Annotated in this window: 19 protein-coding genes; 5 read left to right on the top strand and 14 right to left on the bottom strand. The window is 42.3% G+C overall.

Annotated features, from left to right (window positions below; genetic code table 11):
• Positions 1-12: 12 nt before the first annotated feature.
• The 3 genes from HWQ38_RS30310 to HWQ38_RS30300 form a co-directional block, all read right to left on the bottom strand.
• Positions 13-717, bottom strand: a complete 705-nt coding sequence (locus tag HWQ38_RS30310) for a Uma2 family endonuclease (RefSeq protein ID WP_292801260.1) — start codon at positions 715-717, stop codon at positions 13-15.
• A 54-nt stretch (positions 718-771) separates the two neighbouring features.
• Positions 772-1,665 carry an ABC transporter permease gene (locus HWQ38_RS30305; protein ID WP_292801258.1) on the bottom strand — a complete coding sequence of 298 codons (894 nt, stop codon included), beginning with the start codon at positions 1,663-1,665 and terminating at the stop codon, positions 772-774.
• 91 nt (positions 1,666-1,756) lie between these two features.
• Positions 1,757-2,842 carry a spermidine/putrescine ABC transporter substrate-binding protein gene (locus tag HWQ38_RS30300; protein ID WP_292801256.1) on the bottom strand — a complete coding sequence of 362 codons (1,086 nt, stop codon included), beginning with the start codon at positions 2,840-2,842 and terminating at the stop codon, positions 1,757-1,759.
• Positions 2,843-3,300: 458 nt separating this feature from the next.
• On the opposite strand from HWQ38_RS30300, the gene cruF reads away from it, so the two are divergent.
• Positions 3,301-4,209 (top strand): gamma-carotene 1'-hydroxylase CruF, encoded by a 909-nt coding sequence (gene cruF, locus HWQ38_RS30295; RefSeq protein WP_292801254.1) that lies wholly within the window; start codon positions 3,301-3,303, stop codon positions 4,207-4,209.
• Positions 4,210-4,338: 129 nt separating this feature from the next.
• Positions 4,339-5,568: a 2'-O-glycosyltransferase CruG gene (gene cruG, locus HWQ38_RS30290; protein WP_292801252.1), complete on the top strand. Its 1,230-nt coding sequence runs from the start codon at positions 4,339-4,341 to the stop codon at positions 5,566-5,568.
• A gap of 43 nt (positions 5,569-5,611) precedes the next feature.
• On the opposite strand, the gene rnhA is transcribed toward cruG, so the two are convergent.
• Positions 5,612-6,520 carry a ribonuclease HI gene (rnhA, locus tag HWQ38_RS30285; RefSeq protein WP_292801250.1) on the bottom strand — a complete coding sequence of 303 codons (909 nt, stop codon included), beginning with the start codon at positions 6,518-6,520 and terminating at the stop codon, positions 5,612-5,614.
• Between the two features lie 436 nt (positions 6,521-6,956).
• Between rnhA and HWQ38_RS30280 the strand changes: the two genes are divergently transcribed.
• On the top strand, positions 6,957-7,769 hold the full coding sequence (locus HWQ38_RS30280) for a hypothetical protein (RefSeq protein WP_292801248.1): 813 nt from the start codon (positions 6,957-6,959) through the stop codon (positions 7,767-7,769).
• 233 nt (positions 7,770-8,002) lie between these two features.
• Here the strand turns inward: HWQ38_RS30280 and HWQ38_RS30275 are convergent, their stop codons facing one another.
• The gene (locus HWQ38_RS30275) at positions 8,003-8,284 is read right to left on the bottom strand and encodes a hypothetical protein (RefSeq protein WP_292801246.1); all 282 of its coding nucleotides are present in this window, start codon (positions 8,282-8,284) and stop codon (positions 8,003-8,005) included.
• A gap of 110 nt (positions 8,285-8,394) precedes the next feature.
• On the opposite strand from HWQ38_RS30275, the gene HWQ38_RS30270 reads away from it, so the two are divergent.
• Positions 8,395-8,529: a hypothetical protein gene (locus tag HWQ38_RS30270; RefSeq protein ID WP_292801244.1), complete on the top strand. Its 135-nt coding sequence runs from the start codon at positions 8,395-8,397 to the stop codon at positions 8,527-8,529.
• Between the two features lie 69 nt (positions 8,530-8,598).
• Here the strand turns inward: HWQ38_RS30270 and HWQ38_RS30265 are convergent, their stop codons facing one another.
• The 8 genes from HWQ38_RS30265 to HWQ38_RS30230 form a co-directional block, all read right to left on the bottom strand.
• Positions 8,599-9,642 (bottom strand): aliphatic sulfonate ABC transporter substrate-binding protein, encoded by a 1,044-nt coding sequence (locus tag HWQ38_RS30265; protein ID WP_292801242.1) that lies wholly within the window; start codon positions 9,640-9,642, stop codon positions 8,599-8,601.
• A 577-nt stretch (positions 9,643-10,219) separates the two neighbouring features.
• Positions 10,220-11,308, bottom strand: a complete 1,089-nt coding sequence (locus HWQ38_RS30260; protein ID WP_292801240.1) for a sulfonate ABC transporter substrate-binding protein — start codon at positions 11,306-11,308, stop codon at positions 10,220-10,222.
• Between the two features lie 895 nt (positions 11,309-12,203).
• Entirely contained in the window at positions 12,204-13,067 is an 864-nt protein-coding gene (locus HWQ38_RS30255; protein ID WP_292801238.1) for a TauD/TfdA family dioxygenase, read from the bottom strand.
• Between the two features lie 41 nt (positions 13,068-13,108).
• Positions 13,109-14,215 (bottom strand): aliphatic sulfonate ABC transporter substrate-binding protein, encoded by a 1,107-nt coding sequence (locus HWQ38_RS30250; protein ID WP_292801236.1) that lies wholly within the window; start codon positions 14,213-14,215, stop codon positions 13,109-13,111.
• 321 nt (positions 14,216-14,536) lie between these two features.
• The gene (locus HWQ38_RS30245) at positions 14,537-15,358 is read right to left on the bottom strand and encodes a class I SAM-dependent methyltransferase (RefSeq protein ID WP_292801234.1); all 822 of its coding nucleotides are present in this window, start codon (positions 15,356-15,358) and stop codon (positions 14,537-14,539) included.
• A 152-nt stretch (positions 15,359-15,510) separates the two neighbouring features.
• The gene (locus HWQ38_RS30240; RefSeq protein WP_292801232.1) at positions 15,511-16,692 is read right to left on the bottom strand and encodes an acyl-CoA dehydrogenase family protein; all 1,182 of its coding nucleotides are present in this window, start codon (positions 16,690-16,692) and stop codon (positions 15,511-15,513) included.
• Positions 16,693-16,875: 183 nt separating this feature from the next.
• Positions 16,876-18,357: an amidohydrolase family protein gene (locus tag HWQ38_RS30235; protein WP_292801230.1), complete on the bottom strand. Its 1,482-nt coding sequence runs from the start codon at positions 18,355-18,357 to the stop codon at positions 16,876-16,878.
• A gap of 94 nt (positions 18,358-18,451) precedes the next feature.
• Positions 18,452-19,945 (bottom strand): amidohydrolase family protein, encoded by a 1,494-nt coding sequence (locus tag HWQ38_RS30230; RefSeq protein WP_292801228.1) that lies wholly within the window; start codon positions 19,943-19,945, stop codon positions 18,452-18,454.
• A gap of 57 nt (positions 19,946-20,002) precedes the next feature.
• Here HWQ38_RS30230 and HWQ38_RS30225 point away from each other — a divergent pair, with 57 nt between their 5' ends.
• Positions 20,003-20,434: a hypothetical protein gene (locus HWQ38_RS30225; protein WP_292801226.1), complete on the top strand. Its 432-nt coding sequence runs from the start codon at positions 20,003-20,005 to the stop codon at positions 20,432-20,434.
• On the opposite strand, the gene HWQ38_RS30220 is transcribed toward HWQ38_RS30225, so the two are convergent.
• A complete protein-coding gene (locus tag HWQ38_RS30220; RefSeq protein ID WP_292801224.1) occupies positions 20,408-21,463 on the bottom strand; it encodes an ABC transporter substrate-binding protein in 1,056 nt (351 codons plus the stop codon). The genes HWQ38_RS30225 and HWQ38_RS30220 overlap by 27 nt on opposite strands.
• Between the last annotated feature and the right edge of the window lie 17 nt (positions 21,464-21,480).

The following is a 21,480-nucleotide window of genomic DNA, read 5'->3' as shown; positions in this document are numbered from 1 at the left end:
AATTCCATCGCCTTAATTACCAGGTAGATTATTTGGATCTACACCTAGAGAACGTAAATACTGCGCTAATTGTTCAGCCCGCGATCGCTCCTGTTGTGCTTGTTCTGCATCTGTCAAATAGCGGTTTCCTTGCTGATCATACCAACATAAAAACTCCTGTTGTATACCCGCAATTACAGCTTGGTGTCGCCCAATACCTAATCCTGCCTCTGGCATCAAATAGGGTTCACCTATTTGTAGTTGGTAGTTTCCATCTATCAACTTATACACTTCAAAGGGTTGATGTTGGTCGCGTCGCCAAAACTCAGGGTTATAAATTACGTAGTACAATACACCGAGCTTTCTGTATATATCTAGCTTCTCGTCGTATTCACCTCCTGGGGTGTGGGATACCATTTCTAATGTGAATATTGGAACTATCCCATTTTCTTCCCAAACCGCGTAACTTTTGCGTGATTTACCACCCTTTTTTCGTTCTACTCCCACACTCAAAAAAGCATCTGGCACTACAGGTACTCTGGGATTTACTCCTGTGGTGTGATAGACTCCCATATCTACTCCGAAGTACCAATCCATACGATTTGCCCAAATGGAGTTGAGTAGGAAAAGTAAAATGTTGGGCAAAAAGTTTTGATCTTCGTTATCCACTGGCGTATCGTCTGAACAGGGAAGTTCATCAGTAGTTGGTAACGCATTTTTGAGATCAGGTGAGAGCATAACCGTTGTCTCGCTGGCGTTTGATGACTTTATTATAAGTGAGTGACCAAAAGTTTAGCGTTTGGGTGAAGCTTCACCAAACTTAATCAAAAGCGCGATCGCAATACTAACAAGCAAAATTAATGTCATACTTAAAGCTGAACCAAATCCCCAATTTTGGGTTGCTCCCAGAAACTGGTTATAAACTAACCGCGCCGCCGTCATACTAGAAGCACCACCAAGTAATTCTGGATCGACAAAATCCCCCAAGCCTGTGATGAATACAAGCATGGAAGCAGCCGCAATTCCCGGTAAAATTTGCGGTACGGTTACTTGCCAAAAAGTTTCCACCGGATTTGCACCTAAATCAGCCGCCGCTTCTAGCAACCGCTTGTCTAGCTTTTCGAGAGAAGCATATAAAATCAAAACCATATAGGGTAATAAGCTGTAAGTCATGCCAATAAATACAGCTTGACTCTGGTTAAGTAATTCCAAAGTAGGCAAGCCCAAATTGCTGAGTAAACTGTTTAATAAACCAGTCGGACGAAGAATTGTAATCCAAGCATAGGAACGAAGTAACGAGGAAGTCCACAAAGGCAATATAAAGCCTAATAGCAGCAAATTCCGCCAACGCTGCGGTGCTATCTGAGCAATCCAATAGGCGACGGGAAAGCCCATAATTAAACAAATGATTGTGGTGCCAAACGCAAAAAATAGCGATCGCACGATTACTTGCAAATAAAGGGGGTCAAATATTCGGATGTAGTTTTTGATTCCGTTGGGATTAACTAAATCTCCCGGTTGGATGTCTGCAACTAAACTCAACTCAAAAATTATCAAACTTGGCAGCACCAACAAAAGTAGTAACCAAATCCCAGATGGTGCAAGTAATACCAAAGGTTGGAGCCAATTTCCTCGCAGACGATGCAATTCTTTGATTTTAGAAATATCATTTTTTTGAAAATTCATCACTTATAACTCTGTCAATTTTAGATTTTTAATTTTAAATTTTGGATTGAATTAAAAATCTAAAATCCAAAATCCAAAATCCAAAATTTAGTTAGCTGCTAGTTAATTGAGTCCAATAGCGATCGTAAACCTCTTCAAATTTTCCTACAGGACTAACACGTTCACAATTTGCTAAAACCGACTCTGAGGGAAACAAATTAGCGTTGTTCTGTATTCTTTTTGGCAGTTGCTCGAATCCAGCGCTATTAGGTGTAGAAATACTCAGGCGTTGACTGATTTGGGCTGCTAATTCTGGTTGCAGAATCATGTTAATCCAAGCATAGGCTCCAGCCTGATTGGGGGCTGTTTTGGGAATAACAATAGTGTCTGTCCATAATGAAGAACCACTGCGAGGAATCACATATTTTAGTTTAGGGTTTTCTTGAGAGATTTTCACTGCATCTGCTGAATAACACATTGCCAATAGTAAATCTCCTGCCAGAATTTGATTTTGCCAAGCGTCGGTGTCAAAACGTGCGATCGCAGGTTTTAGCAGCTTCAACTTTTCATAAGCTTGTTTGATTTGTTGTTCATTTTTTGAGTTGTAAGAATAACCTAGCATCCGTAACGTTGCACCCATTACTTCTCGAACATCATTCAGCAAGGTCATCTGCTGATTAAGTTGCTCTTTGTTTTGCCAAAGGTAATCCCAGTCTTGTGGTGCATCTTTGAGTTTTTCGGAATTGTAAACTAAACCTGTTGTCCCCCAGTTAAAAGGGATACTATATCGGTTATTGAGGTCATAACTAGGATTCTGAAACCGAGGGAATAAATTCTCTAACCCAATTAAGCGATCGTGATTTATTTCTGTTAACAAACCTTTGTTGACCATCTTCTGCACCATATAATCGGATGGGTAGATGATGCTGTAAGTGCCACCGCCTCCAGCTTGCAACTTAGCCAGCATGACATCATTGGAATCATACACATCCGCTAGCACTTTCATGCCGGTTTGGGTGCTAAAAGTTTTCAGTAATTGGTTGTCAGTATATTGCGTCCAAGTAAAAATATAAAGTTGGTCACGTTGACCATTCGGATTAGAATTAGCACGTACTTCAGCCAGCCTCCAGCCACAACCAGCTAAAGATAAGCTAGAAAGCGCTGCCACCTCTTTTAAAAATTGGCGTCTGCTAGTCATTTAGATTACGGGATACCTCGTAGCCCCTAGCGTGATTTTTTGGGGTAAATGTGTCATTGTTCACACTTACTATCAAAATGTTACATCACATACAACATTTTTCCTGGCACAAGGGTTAGTGAAAACGATCGCCTAGTTGGACAGTATCCCTTGTTTGATTAAACTCCCTCAAGGAGATGCCGGCATGGAAGGAGTTTTTCATCATATGGGTATCAGTGGGACAATAAACCAGAAGTTTTTACAGATGAAGTTATGTATATTTTGACTATATGGCTTAAACTGGTAAGTCTATTATCATATTTTTTATACCTATCAATCAATAGGCTGTTATGCTCTTCCCAAGAAAGCCAAACAAGTTTGTAGAGAATTGCGGTACAAACTAGTTAGATATGTTGTTAAACATTTGTAAACTATTAGCAGCCGAGTAGCCGCGTGTCACATCTTGTTAAGGAATTATCATGAGACAACTTGTTATTGCTGAACGCGTATGCCTCATTGGTCATATCGTGTCAAAAGCCTTTGGACTGGTAGGGATGCTACTGGTCGTACCTAATGCCGAAATAATTTTCAACTTATCGCAGGTTGGAGAAACTGCCATCCAGTTAAGTATGGCAGGTGGCGGTGTCGTTGATATCATTTTGGGGACAATAGCTGTCTCTATTTATGCCTACCGGACGTTGGGGTTGGGAACTTGGCTAGCATTTATGCTGCCGGCTGTGTTTATCTCTTTGGGAAGTGAACTACTGGGAACCAGTACGGGTTTTCCATTTGGTGATTATAGCTACTTGAGTGGCTTGGGTTATAAGATTGCGGGGCTAGTTCCTTTCACAATTCCTTTATCTTGGTTTTATGTTGGGCTGTCGTCTTACTTAATTGCGAGAACTGGTTTGAAAGTGGCTCAAAAACCTAGTTGGGGACGCCATATTGCTGCTATAGCCGTTGGTGCTTTGCTCTTCACTTGCTGGGATTTTGCCCTTGAACCAGCGATGAGTCAATCTTCTCTGCCCTTTTGGTATTGGGAACAACCAGGAGCTTTCTTTGGGACACCTTACCAGAACTATGCAGGTTGGTTTGGCACTAGCGCCCTGTTTATGAGTGTGGCCGGATTATTGTGGAGAAATACCTCGATTAAATTAGAGCGATCGCAACTCAATCTACCCTTAGTCGTATATTTAACTAACTTTGTCTTCGCAGCCGCACTAAGCTTGGCGGCTGGGTTCTCCATCCCTGTGTTGCTCGGCTTATTGCTAGGTGTGACTCCCGCCGTGGCGCTGTGGTTAAGCAGTTCAACCACACTCACTCAAGTTGCTGTTGAACCAGCAAGCAAAGAAGTATCAGTGGCAAAGGTTGAAGTTGCCTTGAAATAAGCTTATTTAGGGAGTGGGGAGTGGGGGGAAATGAGGGGGATAAGGGAGACAAGGGAGAAATAAGCAATGCCCAATGCCCAATGACTAATGCCCAATGACTAATGCCCAATGACAAATGACTAATGACTAATGACTAATGACAACGCTTTGATAGTAGAAAGCGCCATCTCCCTTTTATTGCTACTTATCCAAGTACCAGCAACGGCGATTCTGTTTTCACGTCTGCTAAAGGGGCCAAGACGCCTTCCCCCAATAGAACCGCAACAGCCAACGCTGGAACTTTTGGGTAAGGTTAGTGTTGTCGTTCCCACATTGAACGAGGCGCTTCGCATTAGCCCTCTGTTAGCTGGTTTAAGTCAGCAAAGCTACGAAGTTCGGGAAATAATTGTTGTAGACAGTAAGTCTGGTGATGGCACCCCCGACTTGGTAAAAGCGATACAGCAGAAAGATCCGCGCTTTCGCCTGATGACAGATGATCCCTTACCCTCTGGTTGGGTGGGGCGTCCTTGGGCGTTGCATAACGGTTTTCTATATAGCTCTGAAGCGAGTCAGTGGTTTCTCGGACTGGATGCTGATATCCAACCGCATCCGGGTTTGGTTGCTGCTTTGGTGAAGACGGCCGAAGCACAAGGTTATGATCTCGTTTCCCTTTCACCCCAGTTCATCCTCAAATATCCTGGCGAGTGCTGGCTACAACCGGCTTTGTTGATGACTCTGCTTTACCGATTTGACCCCGCCGGGATCAATACAGAGCAGCCAGAACGGGTGATGGCAAATGGGCAGTGTTTTTTGTGTCGTCGCTCCGTTTTAGCTGCTGTGGGTGGTTATAGCAGTGCGAGTGGTTCTTTTTGTGATGATGTCACTTTGGCACGAAATATTGCTATTCAAGGGTATAAGGTGGGCTTTTTAGATGGCGCAAAGGTGTTGAAGGTACGGATGTATGAAGGGGCGATGGAGACGTGGAAGGAATGGGGGCGGAGTCTCGATCTCAAAGATGCAACTTCTCGTTTTCAGTTGTGGGGAGATTTATGGCTACTTACATCTGTTCAGGGTCTACCCCTTTTTATTGTCCTCACTTTTTTGTTGATTTTTGCCCCACTCCCCTACTTGCTACAGACGCGATTAATCGCGTCTCTATCCATTCCCCCACTTCTTCTGCTGGGATTGAATTTATTCTTGCTGGTGATTCGCTTTGCGATGCTAATAGCGATCGCACCTTCCTACGATCGTACAACCACCAAAGGTAGTTGGTTATTCTGGCTTTCCCCTTTGGCTGATCCTTTAGCTGTGCTGCGAATTTTCTTATCTGCGTTCCGCACCCCGCGCGAGTGGCGGGGACGCAAGTATAGTGAGGAGTGAGGAGTTAAAAATTCATAACTCATAACTCATAACTCAGCACTCCCTACTCTTCTTCACCTCCTATTTGATCCCCGCGTTCCAGTTCCCAAAGAATTTGATTTCCTTCACGACGCACCCGTGACACTATCCAGTTTCGCCAGCGCCATTGATCTCCCCGACTGGTAACAGCGCTGGCGTGGACATCCATCAAGTCGGCTAACTCAGAACTGGTAATTAAGTAGCCTTTTTCAGAAATTTCGTCAGCGATACGCAGAGTTTCGACCAAGCTGCGGAGTTGCGAAACCCTAATTTCTGACGGTTTTTCATCGGTTGCGATCGCATTAGGCCCAGTTGATGGTTCCATAACAGTTATTTCTGGTGCAGAAGTATTGACTTGTTGGGTATTTTGGTTAATTATTCTAGAGTTTTTTTGATCATCAGCTACTTTTGCTACATTTAGTTCGCCAGAATCAGGTAAAGAGTTGTAAAAATCTGTGGGAGATAATTGTTGTAGGGAAGGGGTTTTGCCACTGGCATAGGTGCGAGCGATCGCATCACAACGTTCGTTACCTATGTTACCAGAATGTCCCCTGACGTGTTGCCATTTTACCTGTTGGGTATTAAGTTCATCGAGAGTTTCCAAAAGGTCTTGGTTTTGGACGGGTTTACCATCTGACTTTTTCCAGCCTTTCTTTTTCCAGCCTTTCACCCATTTGGTAACGCAGTTAATCAGGTATTCGCTATCCGTATGAAGGGTGATGGCTTGGGCTTGTTGAGATGTTTGCAGGAATTGCAGGGCCGCGATCGCAGCTTGCATTTCCATTTTATTATTAGTGGTATGAGGGGATGCATCGCCCATTTCGTGAATTGAGCCATCGCTGAAGTAGACGACAACACCCCAACCGCCAGGGCCAGGGTTCCCGGTGCAAGCACCATCGGTGTATATGCTTTGAATTGTGGGTTGGGTGGACATGGTTAAGGTATCGAACCGCTAAGGATGCATAAGGGAAGAGTTATTGGCGGCGAATTTTTTTAAACAATATCCTGGCTATTATACTGGTAAGCGCTCCAGCAACAACGCTCTAAGCAAAGGCTGTTGTGAGGAAAAATGGTGTTTTGCTACTTGGTGGGTATTGAGCAACCAACACTGAAGATGCGATTTGGCTGGTTGCTAAATCTGATACCTGGGATCGCACGTCCAAATGGTAAAACACGAGTACAACTGTAATTAAATAACTATACTTACTTTTTATGTCTAATAAATTATTAGCCGACTTGAATATGTGCTTCCAGATTTGGGAAACATAAATATAGTTAATGGTTTAATTCTTTCAATTCATATGAACATGTCTAATAAATTCTGCTTTTGTACCTTGGCTGTGGGTGACAGGTATCGTACTCACGCACTAATGCTAGCTAAAGATATTCAGCAACACTCACCTGCTACAGCCCTATGCGTTCTGACTGATCAGCCAGAGTATTTTAAGGAATTTCCTCACGTTCTGGCATTTAAGCACCGCCTTCAAAGTGTGAAAGGGTATCATGATAAACGCTTCGTCCTTAAAAAGGCTCTCTCACTATTTGAGAGTTGCATGTTTTTAGACTCTGATGTACGAATTATTAGTGGTGTAGTAGAAGAAATGAATTGGCTTCCTGGAATCACAGCCAGAGCTGGTTGTGATTTGCTGCACCATATGGCAAATATCAATAACACCAAAGAGATTCAAGTTATAGAAGAAGTCGCTCAAAAACTAAATATTGATCTTCAAGAAGTGCAATGGTTGCATGAATTTATGTTTGCTATGAGGGGACAGGCCGGATTGGAAGAAAAGTTTTTTCAGCTTTGGCAGACGATTTCTTACTTATTTGAAATCCGAGGAATTTATCATGGTGAAGGTTATGCTATGGGACTAGCTGCCGCTAAACTTGGAATGACAATCAGATTTGAGCGTGAAGATAAATTTCCGTTCTTTAAAGACAATATAGAGCGAGTGAGAATTAAAAAGGGACAATCAAATCCACAGGACAAACAAATATACTTCGAGATTCACGAAAATATTGAATATCCAAAACGTCCAAATTTCAAAAAAATAACTGATAAATTGATTAAAGAAACTGTGTTTTTTTATAGATTATTGCGGCTAAGAAATTTTGCCAAAAATGATCCGGAATTCCAAAGGCAGAAGGAAGAAGGTAGAAAGCAGAAGCAACCCAGCCTTTAAAACAATTCGCAATTCGCAATGACGCGACACTCGCGGACTCGCTACCGCTACGCTAACGCAATTAAATTTTGTAGCGTGGTCTAAATCCTCGCTACAAAAATTTGTGCCTACCTTACTGGGGAATTAAACTGAACATACTTTGTTAAAAATCGCCAGGACTACACAGACGTTTTAAATCTTGTAAAACTGCGGCAACTGATTGATAGCGATCGCTAAAATGATAGCAAACCAGGCTAATCATCTGTTTGAGATGTTTGAGCATCTTCAACAGGACTGGCAATTGGGAAAGAAATAGGATTAGTAGATGGGGTTAGTGAATCTAGCTGGGGTTGTTCGAGTGATGCTTCAATGTTTGAATCAGCATAGGAGCTAAAGATTTTATCATAGTTAGAAGCAACAGCTAAAAAAGCGCCACCCAAAATATAGATAGGTAATGGCAAATTAAATTCTTGCAACCAGTTAAACAGTTCTGCCAAGGCAAACAGCACCAAAAAGCAGGCAAGCCAAATTCTCATATTCTCATAACCTGGATTGAAACAACTCTATTACTAGCTTAAATAGCTTGCATGATAGTTGATGTAGTACATAATCACAACCCCGATAACCCTAAATAGATACAGTCAGAATGAGCGGGGCGATCGCACTTACCGCCCATGCTGAAGAAATTAAGGCCAAGCAAGAGCCGGATTTCACTCTTCATCTTGCCAAACCATTACAGCCAACCTTTGTTAGTAGAAGCGATCGCCAACTTAATATGTGATTAAAGCCAAGGACTCCCTCACGAGAGCCGTTGTCCGATCATGATAAACCTGCCTCTACCTGTTTATCGTTACTTGATATTAGCAGGTGTGATGGCTTGATATTCTAGAGTAGGAAGAACTGCTTGCTTGATATCTACCTTACGTGGGATGACTTTTTGTGCAAAGTAAAAATCAGCAACGCTCTGCTGTTGGGCAATGATCGCAGGTGTCAGTCTTCTCAATGTATAAGCACTACGAAGCACCACCTTTTCTACAATTGGTACAGGTAATTTCAGATCAGGAGCTAATTCGTTGGCAATTATAGTTGGGTTTTTTTGAGCAAATTCTCCTGCCGTCTCTGCTTCCTCTAAAAACGCTTGCACCAATGCCGGATTTTGGGTGACAAATGAACGCCTGCCAAGATAAAATCCGCCTAGAGTGTTAATTCCGGCTGCATTTCTCAAAATCCGAATCGGAGTAGTATTAGTACTTTGCACAACAGCTAAGAAGGGATCGCCACCCACCCAGGCGTCAGCCTGGCCTTGAAGAAAGGCATTGTAGGCTTGAGTTGGAGTCAAAGCAACGATTTGAATATCGCTAATTTTTAATCCTACCTCTTGCAAAGCTTTTGCTAGTAAATACTGTGCATTCGACCCTACCTGAAAAGCAATTTTCTTACCTTTAAGATCCGCTACTTTCTTAATGGGAGAATTAGCTTTCACCACAATACCTTGGTTTGTCCCATCGGTGGGCGTGCGTCCAGCAATATAGACAAATTGAGGGACGCCTGGGATTGTGGCTTGGGAAAATATTGGAGGTGTTTCTCCGACACTACCGATATCCACCTTACCTGCATTCAGCGCATCTATCAATTGCGGACCTGCTGCAAATGGCCCAACCCAATTCACGGTTACACCCAATGCTTTCAAACGTGGCTCAACAAGTTTGCTAGCTTTGACAATATCACCAGAACTTTGATAGGCCAAGTTAATTACTTTGGCGTTTGTTTGCGCTTGGGTGCTTTGCATAACGCTACCCGCAAAAGGAGATAATAAAGCAACCAGTCCTAGGGCTGAATATTGGACAATACGCTTTAAAACTGTGCGGCGTTGTGGCTGAAATGGCTTGTTCATGAGTTGTGATTTTCCTCGTAAGTTTTAGCTTTTAAGTTGTAACCCATATTTTGCACTTCAAAATGTATTCTCTGAATAGTTCAAAAATAATTACCAATAATGGTCATGTTATTAAATATTAATACTGACGATTATTGGTGGTTGGGCTATGCTTGTGGTTAGATTGCGTAGGCGCAGCCGAACCTAGACATCGCTATATTTCCTAATCTTCATAGATTACAAAATGAATTGCGGAATGTGGGTTGTAAGTCTTACTTTCAAAAGCAAGTAAGATAATCGGAAGTTGTTTTGTCAACCTCCTAGAACACCAATTTAGTATTAAAACTTGAGATTGCACTAATTGAACAAATCTGTTTTTCGTTTTAGTAAATTGGTATTCTAGTTGGTTTGAAAAAACTTAGCGATCATTTTAGAAATAGCTAAAATGATTCGCATTTATTAACAAATCAAGTCTGGAGATTTACAAAAAGTGGCTTTTACTCAATTAGGCTTGTTTAGCATGAAGCATTTAAAGGGATTCGAGATTTGCTAGTAAAAAACTATTTCCTAATCCCCAGTCTTCATATCTGATTATTTTCTACTTTTCACTTATAAGTGTTGGTGGAGTAATAGCTGCATATTCTTTTGGTGTAAGCAAAGCTTCTTGAACATCAATCTTTTTGGGTAATATTTTTTCCTGATAAAATAAATCTGCAACACTTTGTTGAGCTTTCATCAATTCTGGAGTAATTCCTTTAAGTCGATAATTAGCGCGTCCAGAAATTATTTCTTGAATGGGGAGATCAATTTTAAGTACTGGTGCTATTAGTTTGGCTACCTCTTTACGATTTGCTTCTGCCCATTGACCATTTTTATCAATCTCTTCCAGGATAATCCGAAGTAATTCGGGATTATCTTTAGCAAACTGGCGTGTTCCTACATAATATCCACCTGGAGTACCAATATTTGTCGCATCTCTCAGCACACGCGCACCGTGGAGTTTTTCCACTAAAGCTAAGTGAGGATCACCAGTTACCCAAACTGGAATAGTGCCCTGAATAAATGCACCACGGGCTTCGACATTGGGCATACTCAAGACTTTAATATCACTGTATTTCAAGCCGACTTCTTCTAAAGCTTTGATGATAAAATAGTGAGAAGCAGAACCTTTTTGAAAGACGACTTTTTGTCCTTTGATATCAGCTAAAGTCTTAATTGGAGAACCTTTAGGAACTGCGATCGCACTCCCTTTACCTGAAGTAGCAGTAATTCGTCTACCAGCAAGATAGACGATTCTCGCACCAGCAGCTTGAGCAAAAATGGGAGGAGTTTCTCCAACTGAGCCAATATCAATTTTATCCACATTCATCGCTTCCATTAGTTGCGGCCCTTGAGCAAATTGTGCCCACTCAACTTTCACACCCAAGGGTTCCAAACGTTTTTCTAAAACTTTCCTCACCCTAACTAAATCACCAGAGCTTTGATACCCAACTCGCAGCACTTTTGTTTTAAAAGTTATAGTCTTTGCCCCGGCTGGATCTGCTTTCGGATTAGTTCCTGTATTTGTATTAGATACAGTTGACGTACAGCTGATTAAAGTAGTAGACAAAGTTAGAAAGCCAGGCATTACAAATAAGGCTAATTTACCGATTATTGTTGTCTGATCTCTCACGAAATTATTAAACATTTTTGCACCCCAACTTTTGATTAACTACTGATAGAAAAACATCAGCTAACAACGTAAATTATCCATTTTTTTAGTTGATTACAATTATTTACTTATTAGATTTAATGGAATCAGGTGTGAATGCTGCATATTCTTCTGGAGTAAGTACTGCATCTTTGACATTAATCTTTTTTGGTAGAAATCCTTGTGCATACCATAAATCAGCTATTTGTTGTTGTTTGTTAACAACTTCATCGGTGATTGGTAGCAGACCATATACTGCTTTACGGAGAGTTTTTTGGTACTAAAAAAGAAACTCCTTTACCATTAAATGGGGTCGTTGCAACATATACAAGAGGTGTACCTGCGGCTTGAGCGAATCTAGGTGGTGACTCAGCTTCTATAGATTTAGTATTTAGGCTATATTCATATACCGATTTTGTCTTTTTTCTGTTTAGTTGTAGCGGCTTATTGCTAGACAACTTGAGGCTATGCAAAGATTTCAAAAATGCCATAACATTTTTTGTCTATTGAAATTTAAAAATTTTCGTCACGGCGTTTTTAATGAGTGACAACAACTATCAATTTCAGTTTAGATTTTATCGGATTTGTTTTGAAAATAAAGTATTCATCAACACTAGTTTTAAAAAAAATAATACTTTGAGTTGCTTATATTTTTATAAGCATATAATGTGAAAATTAGACAAGTTTTATTAGGTTTTTATTTGTTTATCTAAATAAAGATATCTATAGCAATCCTATTTAATTTGTGAGAATTGCAGCCGAAGATCCCCGACTTCGTAAAAGTTGTCGGGGATCTTGTTTTTCACGGGGTCAAGAGTCGAGAATAACTCTTGACTGCGTTAATAAAATGTAAAATCTAAACCTATGAGCTTAATTTACTGAGTGATAAAGCCTAAAAGGGACGACTACCTGCAAGGCTAACCCGCTTCAATACTCGTCGCTGATTTGGATCGAATGCTTGACGGTAGTGCAAGGTAGCTTGATTATCCCAGTAGACAATATCACCTACAGACCATTTATGTTGGTAGTAGAATCGGGGCTGATTCAAATGCTGACGCAACTGTTCAATCAGTTTAGATCCTTCTTCCGGCTCTAGCCCGACAATTTCCACTTCCGTAGCAATATCTAAATAAAGATGCTTTTTACCATTCTCTGGATGTGTCCTAACTAAAGGATGGGGAAAGATCGGACTTATTAAAGGAATACTCTTATCTAAACGATACAAAGAGCGGGGTGCATTCCGGTCTTGCAAAAATGGGTTGTAGGTAATTAACTGTAAATCTGCAATTCGTTCTTTGGTGGTTTCATCTAACGCCTCATAGGCCAAATTGGTATTTAACCAATAAGTATCTCCACCTTGAGACGGTATTTCCAAGGCATAAAGAAGCGAACCACTAGATGGGGTGGGAGTCCATTTGTGATCAGAATGGAAAGTGAGTTCTCCAGTACCGGTATAGCCACCATCGACGTTGGAAATCGGAATCACCACCGGAGTTTCTCCTGGTTTAGAAGCCAATACTGGAGTCTGATCACATGGTACAAAGAGTGCGCCAAAGTATAATGAAAAGTTCAAAAGTTGTTGATCAGAAAGCTTTTGGTCTTTGAAGATCAAGATATGGCGATCGCGCAGAGCTTCTTTAAGTTCTAAGATGACTTCAGGTGCGATCGGTTGACTGGCATCAAGATCGGTAACTATCGCTCCCAAAGGGGCATCAATAGACCTAATTTGAACTTTTCTTAAAGTCGAGGTAGACATCACATTTTCCTGTGTTTTAGTTTGTTTCTTCTTGGGGATAACTACTTATTCGCTAACACGTCTGAGGGAGTAATTTTGGCGTACTCTTCAGGTGTCAAAAACCCGTCTCTAACATTCACTTTCTTGGGGATAAGTCCTAAGCTGTACCACTTGTCTGCAACTTCCTGTTGCTTGATGATGACTTTCTCTGTAATTGGTAACACCCCATAGTCATATTTATCATGCATTATTTCTAAAGTTGGCGGATCTAGCTGAGTTACAGGAGCAAGCAGTTGTGCTACTTCTTTGGGATGATCCTTAGTCCAGATTTCTGTCTTTTGTAGCTCCTCTAGAAACACTTTAATCACGTCAGGATGAGCCTGATAAAACTGGCGTGAGGTTGAGTAAAAGTTGCCAGTATCTCGCAACTTCCCACCATCTGCTAAAACACGAGCTATTTTCTTTTGTACATTTCTGGTAGCGAATGGCTCCCAAATATACCAAGCATCCACCTTGTTCTCACTGAAGGCCGCATTTGCATCTGCCGGTGCTAAAAAAACTGATTTGACATCACTCAGTTTCAGTCCCGTGTCTTCTAATGCCTTAACTAATAGGTAGTGACCGATGGAGGCTTTCTGGAAAGCCACTTTTTTGCCTTTCAAATCGGCAACACTTTTAATCGGAGAGTTTACAGGAACTAAAAGTGAAATTGCTTTACCACTGGGATATGTAGTAGCTAAATAAACAAGAGGCACTCCTGCTGCTTGTGAAAATACAGGAGGCGATTCGGCTGTAGATGCGATATCCAGTCCATTTGCATTCAAGGCTTCTAACTGTTGTGGTCCAGCCGCAAACTCAGCCCACTGTACTTTAAAACCCAGCGGCTCTAATCGCTTTTCCAAGGAACCTTGCTTTTCTAAAACTGCTAGAGGTGTAAGTTGTTTGGAACGTACAATCCGCACTACTTGCTTCTGGGTTGATTTCTCTGTAGTGCTAGATAAAGCCACTGATTCAGGGGAAGCTGCCGACTGCTGAGTGTTCTTTTTGGGTTCACTACAACTCGATAAGGCCGTCGATAGCATTAAGCAGTAGCCCAGAGCAAACAACAAGGAACGACGTGTTGTTTTCTGGCTTTTCCTGAATTCAAACTTTCCTTTTAAAGCTGGCATGGGTTGTTTTATTTATTCCCTTGTAGGTGGTTAGAACAATTATGATTATATGATTAATTGCAATATAAAAAGCAAAAAATCTTATCTACTAATTTATTTGAAAACGACAATAATTATTTTTTTGTAGTTTTCAAAACTTTACTTATAAAATTAGGAAATAGAGTGGGTATAACCCACCCTGCAACGACTCGATGAACTGGAAATTTAATAGTGAGGAGGGAAAAATTTAGGAAGTGGAGTGAGCCTTTCTCACTCCAATGTCGTGCTAGTGGAAGATTGAAATTTGTGAGTTAAACTCTGGCTTGTTCCTGTTCAATTTTGCTAGTGCTTCCAAGCGACTAGGATTGTAGCTTTGAGTTCTTCTGTAAAATGTCCAGACGGCTCAACTGCTAGTAGTGCTTCTTTGAGATCCTTTTCAAATGCTGGGGCGTTATCACCATAGAAAATTTTCAGAGAGAAGGCTGTAGTGTATAAGTAGCCGAGATAGCTATCGATAGTCCAAGATTTTTCAAATGGCACTTCATAGACTTGTTGACGAGCAAAAGCCGAATTGCCAATTACGACTTCATGGGGAGGATCGACTGGCTTACGAGTGCCTTGTCCTCGTTGTCCAGTCCGCCGTTCATCACCTAACCATTTCTTCACTACTCCAACGGCAGCTTGTTTCCAAGGTAGATTGCTTTCCCAAGGGTTGTCACTAGTCTGAAGCAGTGCTAGTCCACCATCATCAGTGAGCAATTCATAAAGGCGTTCAAGCACTAATTCGCGTTCCATCCAGTGGAAGGCTCTACCAATAGTGGCTAACTTAAATGTCCCTAAACTAGAGTCGATTAACTCTGCCCCTTGTTCTAACCAAGTAATATTATTTGCTCCGACTGCTGCTGCTTGCCGTTTGGCTTCAGCAATCATATCGGGATCGGGATCGATCGCCACAACTTCTTCAAATTTGGTTCGTAGAGCAATTGAAATTAATCCTGGGCCAGTACCTAAATCAAGAAGTCGTCCTTGACCATTGAGATTAAATATTTCGGCTAGTTTGTCGAATACAATTGGTGGGTATTTGGTTCTATATTGAGCGTAGCCTTCAGCAGCTCCCTCAAATAAACTTGGGTCGTAGGTAGGAAGTGTTTTTAGTTGAGTCATATCAATTTTAGATTGTTGGGCATCCCTTCGGCTTCGCTCAGGGCAAGTGGGCATCCCTTCGGCTTCGTTCAGGGCAAGTGGGCATCCCTTCGGCTTCGCTCAGGGCAAGTGGGCATGGGTTATTCCCCTTGTCTCCTTTATCACCCTTGTCCCTAAGAATATTGTGTAATAACAGGTAGTTGCTCGTTGAGTAACCAATCGCCGATCGCTCGCAATTTGTAGTCCACAGGATCATGGAGCGTAAAGGTTCGTAAATCCCGCCAGTAACGGTCAAATCCATATTTGGTTGCTGTGGCGCGAGTTCCGGTAACTTCAAAGATGCGGTTGGTAATATCTATACCTACACGGGTAGCTAATGCCTTGGCTGCGGAAACTGCGATCGCTACTTCTCCCCTTTCTTGATGAGTGAGTTCTGCATCCTTTTCCCATGCTGCTTGTACTTTTTCGGCTGCTTGGTCAGCTAGAGCGATCGCAGCTTGAATTTCCACCCAAAAGTCTCCGTAATGATGCAGAATATATGGGTCTTGAGTAGCACTCTCTACTCCTGATGTAATCCACGGTTGAGTAGTAGTTTTAGTGTACTCACGAGCGGCGGCGAAAGCTCCTTTAGTAATTCCCAGATAAACGTTGGTTTTTGTTAGCTGGGCAATAATACCAAGAAAAGTTGAGAAGGCACTATCAGGGGGATTGGGTGGCCCCAAAATCTCATCTTTTTCTACTAGGACATTGTTAAATGTATAACTACCGCTATCAGTGCGACGTTGCCCGATGTTGTCCCAATCTTGATTGGAAACTAACCCTTCCCTGTCTTTGGGAATTATGAATATGAAGGGCAATTCTACGCCATCTTCCAAAGCGGAGAATACCCGGAAATCTGCAACGGAAATACCCGTACCAAAGCTTTTAACCCCATTAACCCGGAAATTCTCACCTTCTGGGTTAATTTTCAGCCTAGTATCCCGCGTATTTATGGCATTTGCCCAAAATAAGTTCTTCTTAGCAGTTTGTCTATAATATTTTTCCTTTTGGGCTGGTGTGCCGGAAACGTGACCCAAAGCCGTCAAATTGAGGTGATTACCATACAATTGACCAATTGAACCATCAGCTTTTGACAGTTTTCTGACAATTTTTAAGGCATCAATCCAAGTTGCGCCAATCCCACCATATTGCTTGGGTACAATCAGTGATAACAAGCCACTCTCACGCAGTTTATTAATTTCTTCTTCTGGAATTCCGGCTTGGGCATCCCTTTCAACTGCGGATTTAGCAAGTTCCTTGGATAGTGAAGTTGCTAGGTCAATGTAATCCTTTGGTTTTGTAATTTCTAGCACCATAATCAAATCATCCTTTGAGGAATTTCAAAGCAATAAATTATCCAAATAAACGTTATTTAAGAGAAATGTAGAGTGGGCAAAGCCCACGCTACAAGCGAACCGAGGAAATGGAACATGGAACGTTGTAATTGTCCTTTGTCATTTGTAATTTGTCCTTTGCAAATGACTAATGACTAATGACAGTTATTTCTTCGCCGCTAAATATTCGTTTGCGGCTTTCTCAACACCTGTGCCTTTGAAGAAGTCTTGATTGAGACTGGTGTACAACTCCAAAGGATGGATTGAGAGGAAGAAGCGGAGGTCTTCTTCGGTAATGATTTCGTGTTCTGCCATTAAGTAGGCGTTGGCAGTAACGGCGGTGATATCAGGCACATCCCAGTGACCAGAATCGGAACCTAAGAATGCTTTAACACGATCGCCAAAGGGATTAGCTGCACGATTAAAAGCTTGGGATACACGGGTATCATCTGATTCTGTACCGAAGTAGAAATGATTCAAGAAGCGATCGCGCACATCTTCTGGTTTCTCAATTCCCGCGAGTTCAAATTCATCGAGTTCGCCTGGATCTTCTGGTGCCAATAGTTGATGGTGGAATCCTAAACCGTCACCAATTTTATCTAAGCGTCCATCTACAAGTTCGCCACCGTAGCGGGTGTACAACTCTACAAGTGCTTCCTTATCGAGAATGGCAGGATTGTTATTTGTCAACAAATGTTGTTTGTTGCGGGTTTCCCAGTGCCAAATAATATCAGCGTATAGACTAGCGCCCCAAGCTGAACCACCTTCTAAAAAGGCAAACTTTAATTGTGGGAAGCGGCGGGTAACTCCCCCAAAGAACAGCGATTTGCATAATGCTTCGGCTGCAAAAGCAAAGTGATTAATGTGATTGTACTGGGCATTGGTGACAGATCGCTGAGTTGTCCAACCTTGGCTAGAAGCGTGAGTTGTGGGTACAACTTTCAGTTCTACGCACTTAGCCCAGAATGGATCGTAATCATACTCGCTATCTAAGCCAAAGTTATCAATCCAAACCACTTCGTTAGCCACTTCTTTGCCATACTTTTCAAAGGCAGGAATTGGACGACGGACGTAACCGGGGATTTGAATCGCTTTGAGTCCGAGAACATTCACCGCATATTCCAACTCTTCAATCCCTTCTTCGGGAGTGTACAGGGGAATGGCGGCAATGGGTGTTAAGCGATCGCCATAAGGGCGGAAAATGTCAGCATGGTAGGTGTTAACTGCTCGACAAACAGCCCGCCGCATTTCTTCGTTACCGATATTCGGAGCCATTGTTGCCAAGTTGGGGTACACAACAGCAAAGTCTGTACCTGCTTCTTGCAAACGCTCATGCAGCAACTTGGGCAAGCTAATGGTAGCCAAATTCAAAGTATTTTTTGTGGGACGACCCCACCAGTTAGGACGATTAGTGCGATAAGCAAAACGTTCTTCCCAACTTTGCTTATACCACTTAAAGCGGGAAGATCCTGGTAAATTCTCTTTGAAACGCTCAACAAGTGCAGTTCCACCAACTTGTTCTAAATAATCCAAGACTGCTGGTTCAAATTCCTGGGTATGTACATCAGTGTCAATGATCGGATAACCAAGTTTTTCCCGAATTTGAGCAGACCTGGTTTTTTGGGGGCGGTCTAAAGCGATCGTCATGATATGTTTACCCTCATCAAATGTTTATAGGCATTGGCAAAGACGCGATAAATCGCCGTCTTTACAAGAATCAATCCTTTGTAGAGACGGCAATTTATCGCGTCTCTTTCGCTTTCGCAGCCAAAAATTCATCTGCGGTTTTCTCAACAGCCGTCCCTTTGAAGAAGTCACGATTCAGACTGGTGTACAACTCCAGGGGATGAATTGATAGGAAATATTGCAAATCTTCTTCAGTGATAATCTTGCGTTCTACCATTGAATAGGTATTAGCAGCGATCGCAGTAATATCAGGTACATCCCAGTGCCCAGAATCGGAACCCAAAAATGCTTTAACACGATCGCCATAAGGATTAGCTTTGCGGTTAAAAGCTTGAGCTACACGGGTATCATCTGATTCTGTCCCGAAGTAGAAATGATTCAAGAAGCGATCGCGGATATCCTCTGGCTTGGTAACTCCTGCAACGGCAAATTCATCCAAATCACCTGGTTCTAGGGGGGATACTAAGTCGGCGTGGAAACCTAAACCACTGCCAAGTTGATCCAAACGACCATGTACTAGTTCACCACCATAACGGGTATATAGTTCTAGCAGTTCTTCATAATTAACATTGCCAGGATTGTTGTTTTCCACCAAATGGTCTTTATTGCGGGTATCCCAGTGCCAAATTAAATCGGTGTACAAACTAGCACCCCAAGCTGAACCTCCTTCTAAAAAGGCAAACTTGAGTGTGGGGAAGCGGTGAGTTACACCACCAAAGAATAGAGATTTACATAGTGCTTCCGCAGCCGATGCAAAGTGACCAATATGGTTGTATTGGTAATTGCTAATGGAACGCCGATTGATCCAGCCCATACCGGAAGAGTGGGTGGTGGGTACAACTTTCAGTTCTACGCACTTCGCCCAGAAGGGATCGTAATCATATTTACTATCCAAACCAAAGGTATCAATCCAGATGGCTTCGTTGGCTACTTCTTCGCCATACTTCTCAAAGGCGGGAATCGGGCGGCGGATATGGCCGGGGATTTGAATGGCTTTGAGTCCCAGAACCTTCACTGCATATTCCAACTCTGCGATCGCCTCTTCAGGCGTATTCATGGGGATGGAAGCGATGGGTGTTAAGCGATCGCTATAAGGGCGGAAAATCTCAGCGTGGTAAGTGTTAGCTGCGCGACAAACAGCCCGCCGCATTTCTTCATTACCGATATGTGGCGCCATTGTTGCCAAGTTGGGGTACACAACGGCAAAGTCTGTCCCCGCTTCTTGTAAGCGTTCGTGCAACAATTTTGGCAAACTAATGGTAGCTAAATTTAAAGCATCGTTAGTGGGACGAGTCCAAAAAGGAGGGCGGGCGGTGCGGTTAGCGCGGCGTTCATCCCAAGATTGCTTAAACCATTTAGAGCGAGATGCACCGGGTAAGTGTTCTTGGAAACGTTCTGCGATCGCAGTTCCAGCAACTTGCTCTAAATAGTCCAAGAATGCTGGGGGAAATTCTTGGGTATGTACATCGGTATCAATAATCGGATAACCCAGTTTTTCCCGAATTTGAGCAGACTTAGTTTTTTGTGGACGGTCTAACGCAATAGTCATAGCATTTTACCTGGAATTTTCAAATGGATTAAACAATTTTGGATTTTAGATTTTGGATTGATTCAACAGATACTTGCTCTGTACTATCAAGGAATTATTGGTCAGGAGGGAAGTAGAAAGCCTCTGAGCATGGGAGTTGAGCCTCTGAGCATGGAAGTTGAGCCTTTGAGCATGGGAGTTGAGCCTCTGAGCATGGAAGTTGAGCCTTTGAGCATGGGAGTTGAGCCTCTGAGCATGGAAGTTGAGCCTTTGAGCATGGGAGTTGAGCCTCTGAGCATGGGAGTTGAGCCTTTGAGCATGGAAGTTGAGCCTTTGAGCATGGAAGTTGAGCCTTTGAGCATGGAAGTTGCACCTTTGAGCATGGAAGTTGCGCTTTTGAAAGACTTGATTACAAAAATCTGTTTTTCTTGCTCAGAAAAGTTACTGATTCCCGCCTTTTATGCTCCCTCATCCCCCCACTCCCTATTTTTCAACAGCCCAATCTGTTAATTTAAAGTCCGACTTTGCTAAACCCTGCGAAACTAAAAAATTCTTTGTCCCCTCTAAAAGTTTCACACCCTCAGCTGGTAATGGTTCTTCTGATATCTGTTTGAGTGGTAACGATACTTTGATAATATCGATGGGATATTTAGTAATTTGGGCGTGATACTGATAATATTCTTCAGAATTAGCTTTTAAATCCTTAGCTGCTTCTGTGAGAATTGCATTAAATTTCTCTGGAAAATCAGGTTGTTTCGCCAGAAAGCTTTCGGTTGCTATAACTAATGATGTCCCTGACAAACCTTTATGATTCGCCGAAGAATCAATCACTGGAAACCCTTGTGATTTCAAAAAAGGCCCTAGATCACTTGAAGCTGCATAAGCTGCGACATCGCCACGTTCTAAAGCTGCTTTTGCCTCAGTAGTCATCAAGTGGACAACTTTTACATCCTGGGCAATTTTAGCTTCAGCTAACAGACCCAACAGGTATCTATGCATATAAGAGCCTTTTTGGGTAGCTATTTTCTGACCTTTAAGTTCAGCGAGCGATCGCGCGCCATTCTTTTTTGCCACTAACCACGCGGTTGTATTAAACTGAGTAATCCGCAGCAGTCGCGTTTCAATACCCCTAGCTCTCAAAACTATGGCTGGTGTATCGCCTAAAGAACCAACATCTAATTGACCTGCAACAAGAGCTTCATTTAGATCCGGCCCATTAGGAAACCTTGCAAAAGTAACGTTTTTAAATCCCGCTTTTTGCAACTCACGCTCTAATATCCCCTTTTTCTTTGCCCAACCAAGTGGACCTGTAGGTTCTGAACTACCTACATAACCTATTCGTAGGGTAGAAATATTGTTAGATGCGGCTACAACGCTAGCATTACTGGCTTTATTGGCATCAATGGATTGAGCCGATTTAGTTTCGCCTTGGCTACACGCTGTAGTCAGTAGCAGTAGGACACAAGCCACTGAGGTTGATAATCTTGAAGGAAGTTTATTTTTACTCATACAACCTGTTCCTACTGTGATCGACAGCATGACTATTTTCTCCGCAT

It is taken from the genome of Nostoc sp. NMS7, from assembly GCF_017115085.1.
Lineage (GTDB): Bacteria > Cyanobacteriota > Cyanobacteriia > Cyanobacteriales > Nostocaceae > Nostoc.
The sequence above is the reverse complement of the archived record's forward strand: the minus strand, read 5'-3'. Positions and strand labels throughout refer to the sequence as shown.

Excerpts from the sequence above, each read along its gene's own strand:
- HWQ38_RS30265 (WP_292801242.1), bottom strand. The coding sequence starts at position 9,642 with ATGAACAAGCCATTTCAGCCACAACGCCGCACAGTTTTAAAGCGTATT.
- HWQ38_RS30235 (WP_292801230.1), bottom strand. The coding sequence starts at position 18,357 with ATGACGATCGCTTTAGACCGCCCCCAAAAAACCAGGTCTGCTCAAATT.
- HWQ38_RS30300 (WP_292801256.1), bottom strand. The coding sequence starts at position 2,842 with ATGACTAGCAGACGCCAATTTTTAAAAGAGGTGGCAGCGCTTTCTAGC.
- HWQ38_RS30220 (WP_292801224.1), bottom strand. The coding sequence starts at position 21,463 with ATGCTGTCGATCACAGTAGGAACAGGTTGTATGAGTAAAAATAAACTT.
- HWQ38_RS30270 (WP_292801244.1), top strand. The coding sequence starts at position 8,395 with ATGAGCGGGGCGATCGCACTTACCGCCCATGCTGAAGAAATTAAGGCC.
- cruG (WP_292801252.1), top strand. The coding sequence starts at position 4,339 with ATGACTAATGACAACGCTTTGATAGTAGAAAGCGCCATCTCCCTTTTA.
- HWQ38_RS30245 (WP_292801234.1), bottom strand. The coding sequence starts at position 15,358 with ATGACTCAACTAAAAACACTTCCTACCTACGACCCAAGTTTATTTGAG.
- cruF (WP_292801254.1), top strand. The coding sequence starts at position 3,301 with ATGAGACAACTTGTTATTGCTGAACGCGTATGCCTCATTGGTCATATC.
- HWQ38_RS30275 (WP_292801246.1), bottom strand. The coding sequence starts at position 8,284 with ATGAGAATTTGGCTTGCCTGCTTTTTGGTGCTGTTTGCCTTGGCAGAA.
- HWQ38_RS30255 (WP_292801238.1), bottom strand. The coding sequence starts at position 13,067 with ATGTCTACCTCGACTTTAAGAAAAGTTCAAATTAGGTCTATTGATGCC.
- rnhA (WP_292801250.1), bottom strand. The coding sequence starts at position 6,520 with ATGTCCACCCAACCCACAATTCAAAGCATATACACCGATGGTGCTTGC.
- HWQ38_RS30305 (WP_292801258.1), bottom strand. The coding sequence starts at position 1,665 with ATGAATTTTCAAAAAAATGATATTTCTAAAATCAAAGAATTGCATCGT.
- HWQ38_RS30240 (WP_292801232.1), bottom strand. The coding sequence starts at position 16,692 with ATGGTGCTAGAAATTACAAAACCAAAGGATTACATTGACCTAGCAACT.
- HWQ38_RS30310 (WP_292801260.1), bottom strand. The coding sequence starts at position 717 with ATGCTCTCACCTGATCTCAAAAATGCGTTACCAACTACTGATGAACTT.
- HWQ38_RS30230 (WP_292801228.1), bottom strand. The coding sequence starts at position 19,945 with ATGACTATTGCGTTAGACCGTCCACAAAAAACTAAGTCTGCTCAAATT.
- HWQ38_RS30250 (WP_292801236.1), bottom strand. The coding sequence starts at position 14,215 with ATGCCAGCTTTAAAAGGAAAGTTTGAATTCAGGAAAAGCCAGAAAACA.
- HWQ38_RS30260 (WP_292801240.1), bottom strand. The coding sequence starts at position 11,308 with ATGTTTAATAATTTCGTGAGAGATCAGACAACAATAATCGGTAAATTA.
- HWQ38_RS30280 (WP_292801248.1), top strand. The coding sequence starts at position 6,957 with ATGCTAGCTAAAGATATTCAGCAACACTCACCTGCTACAGCCCTATGC.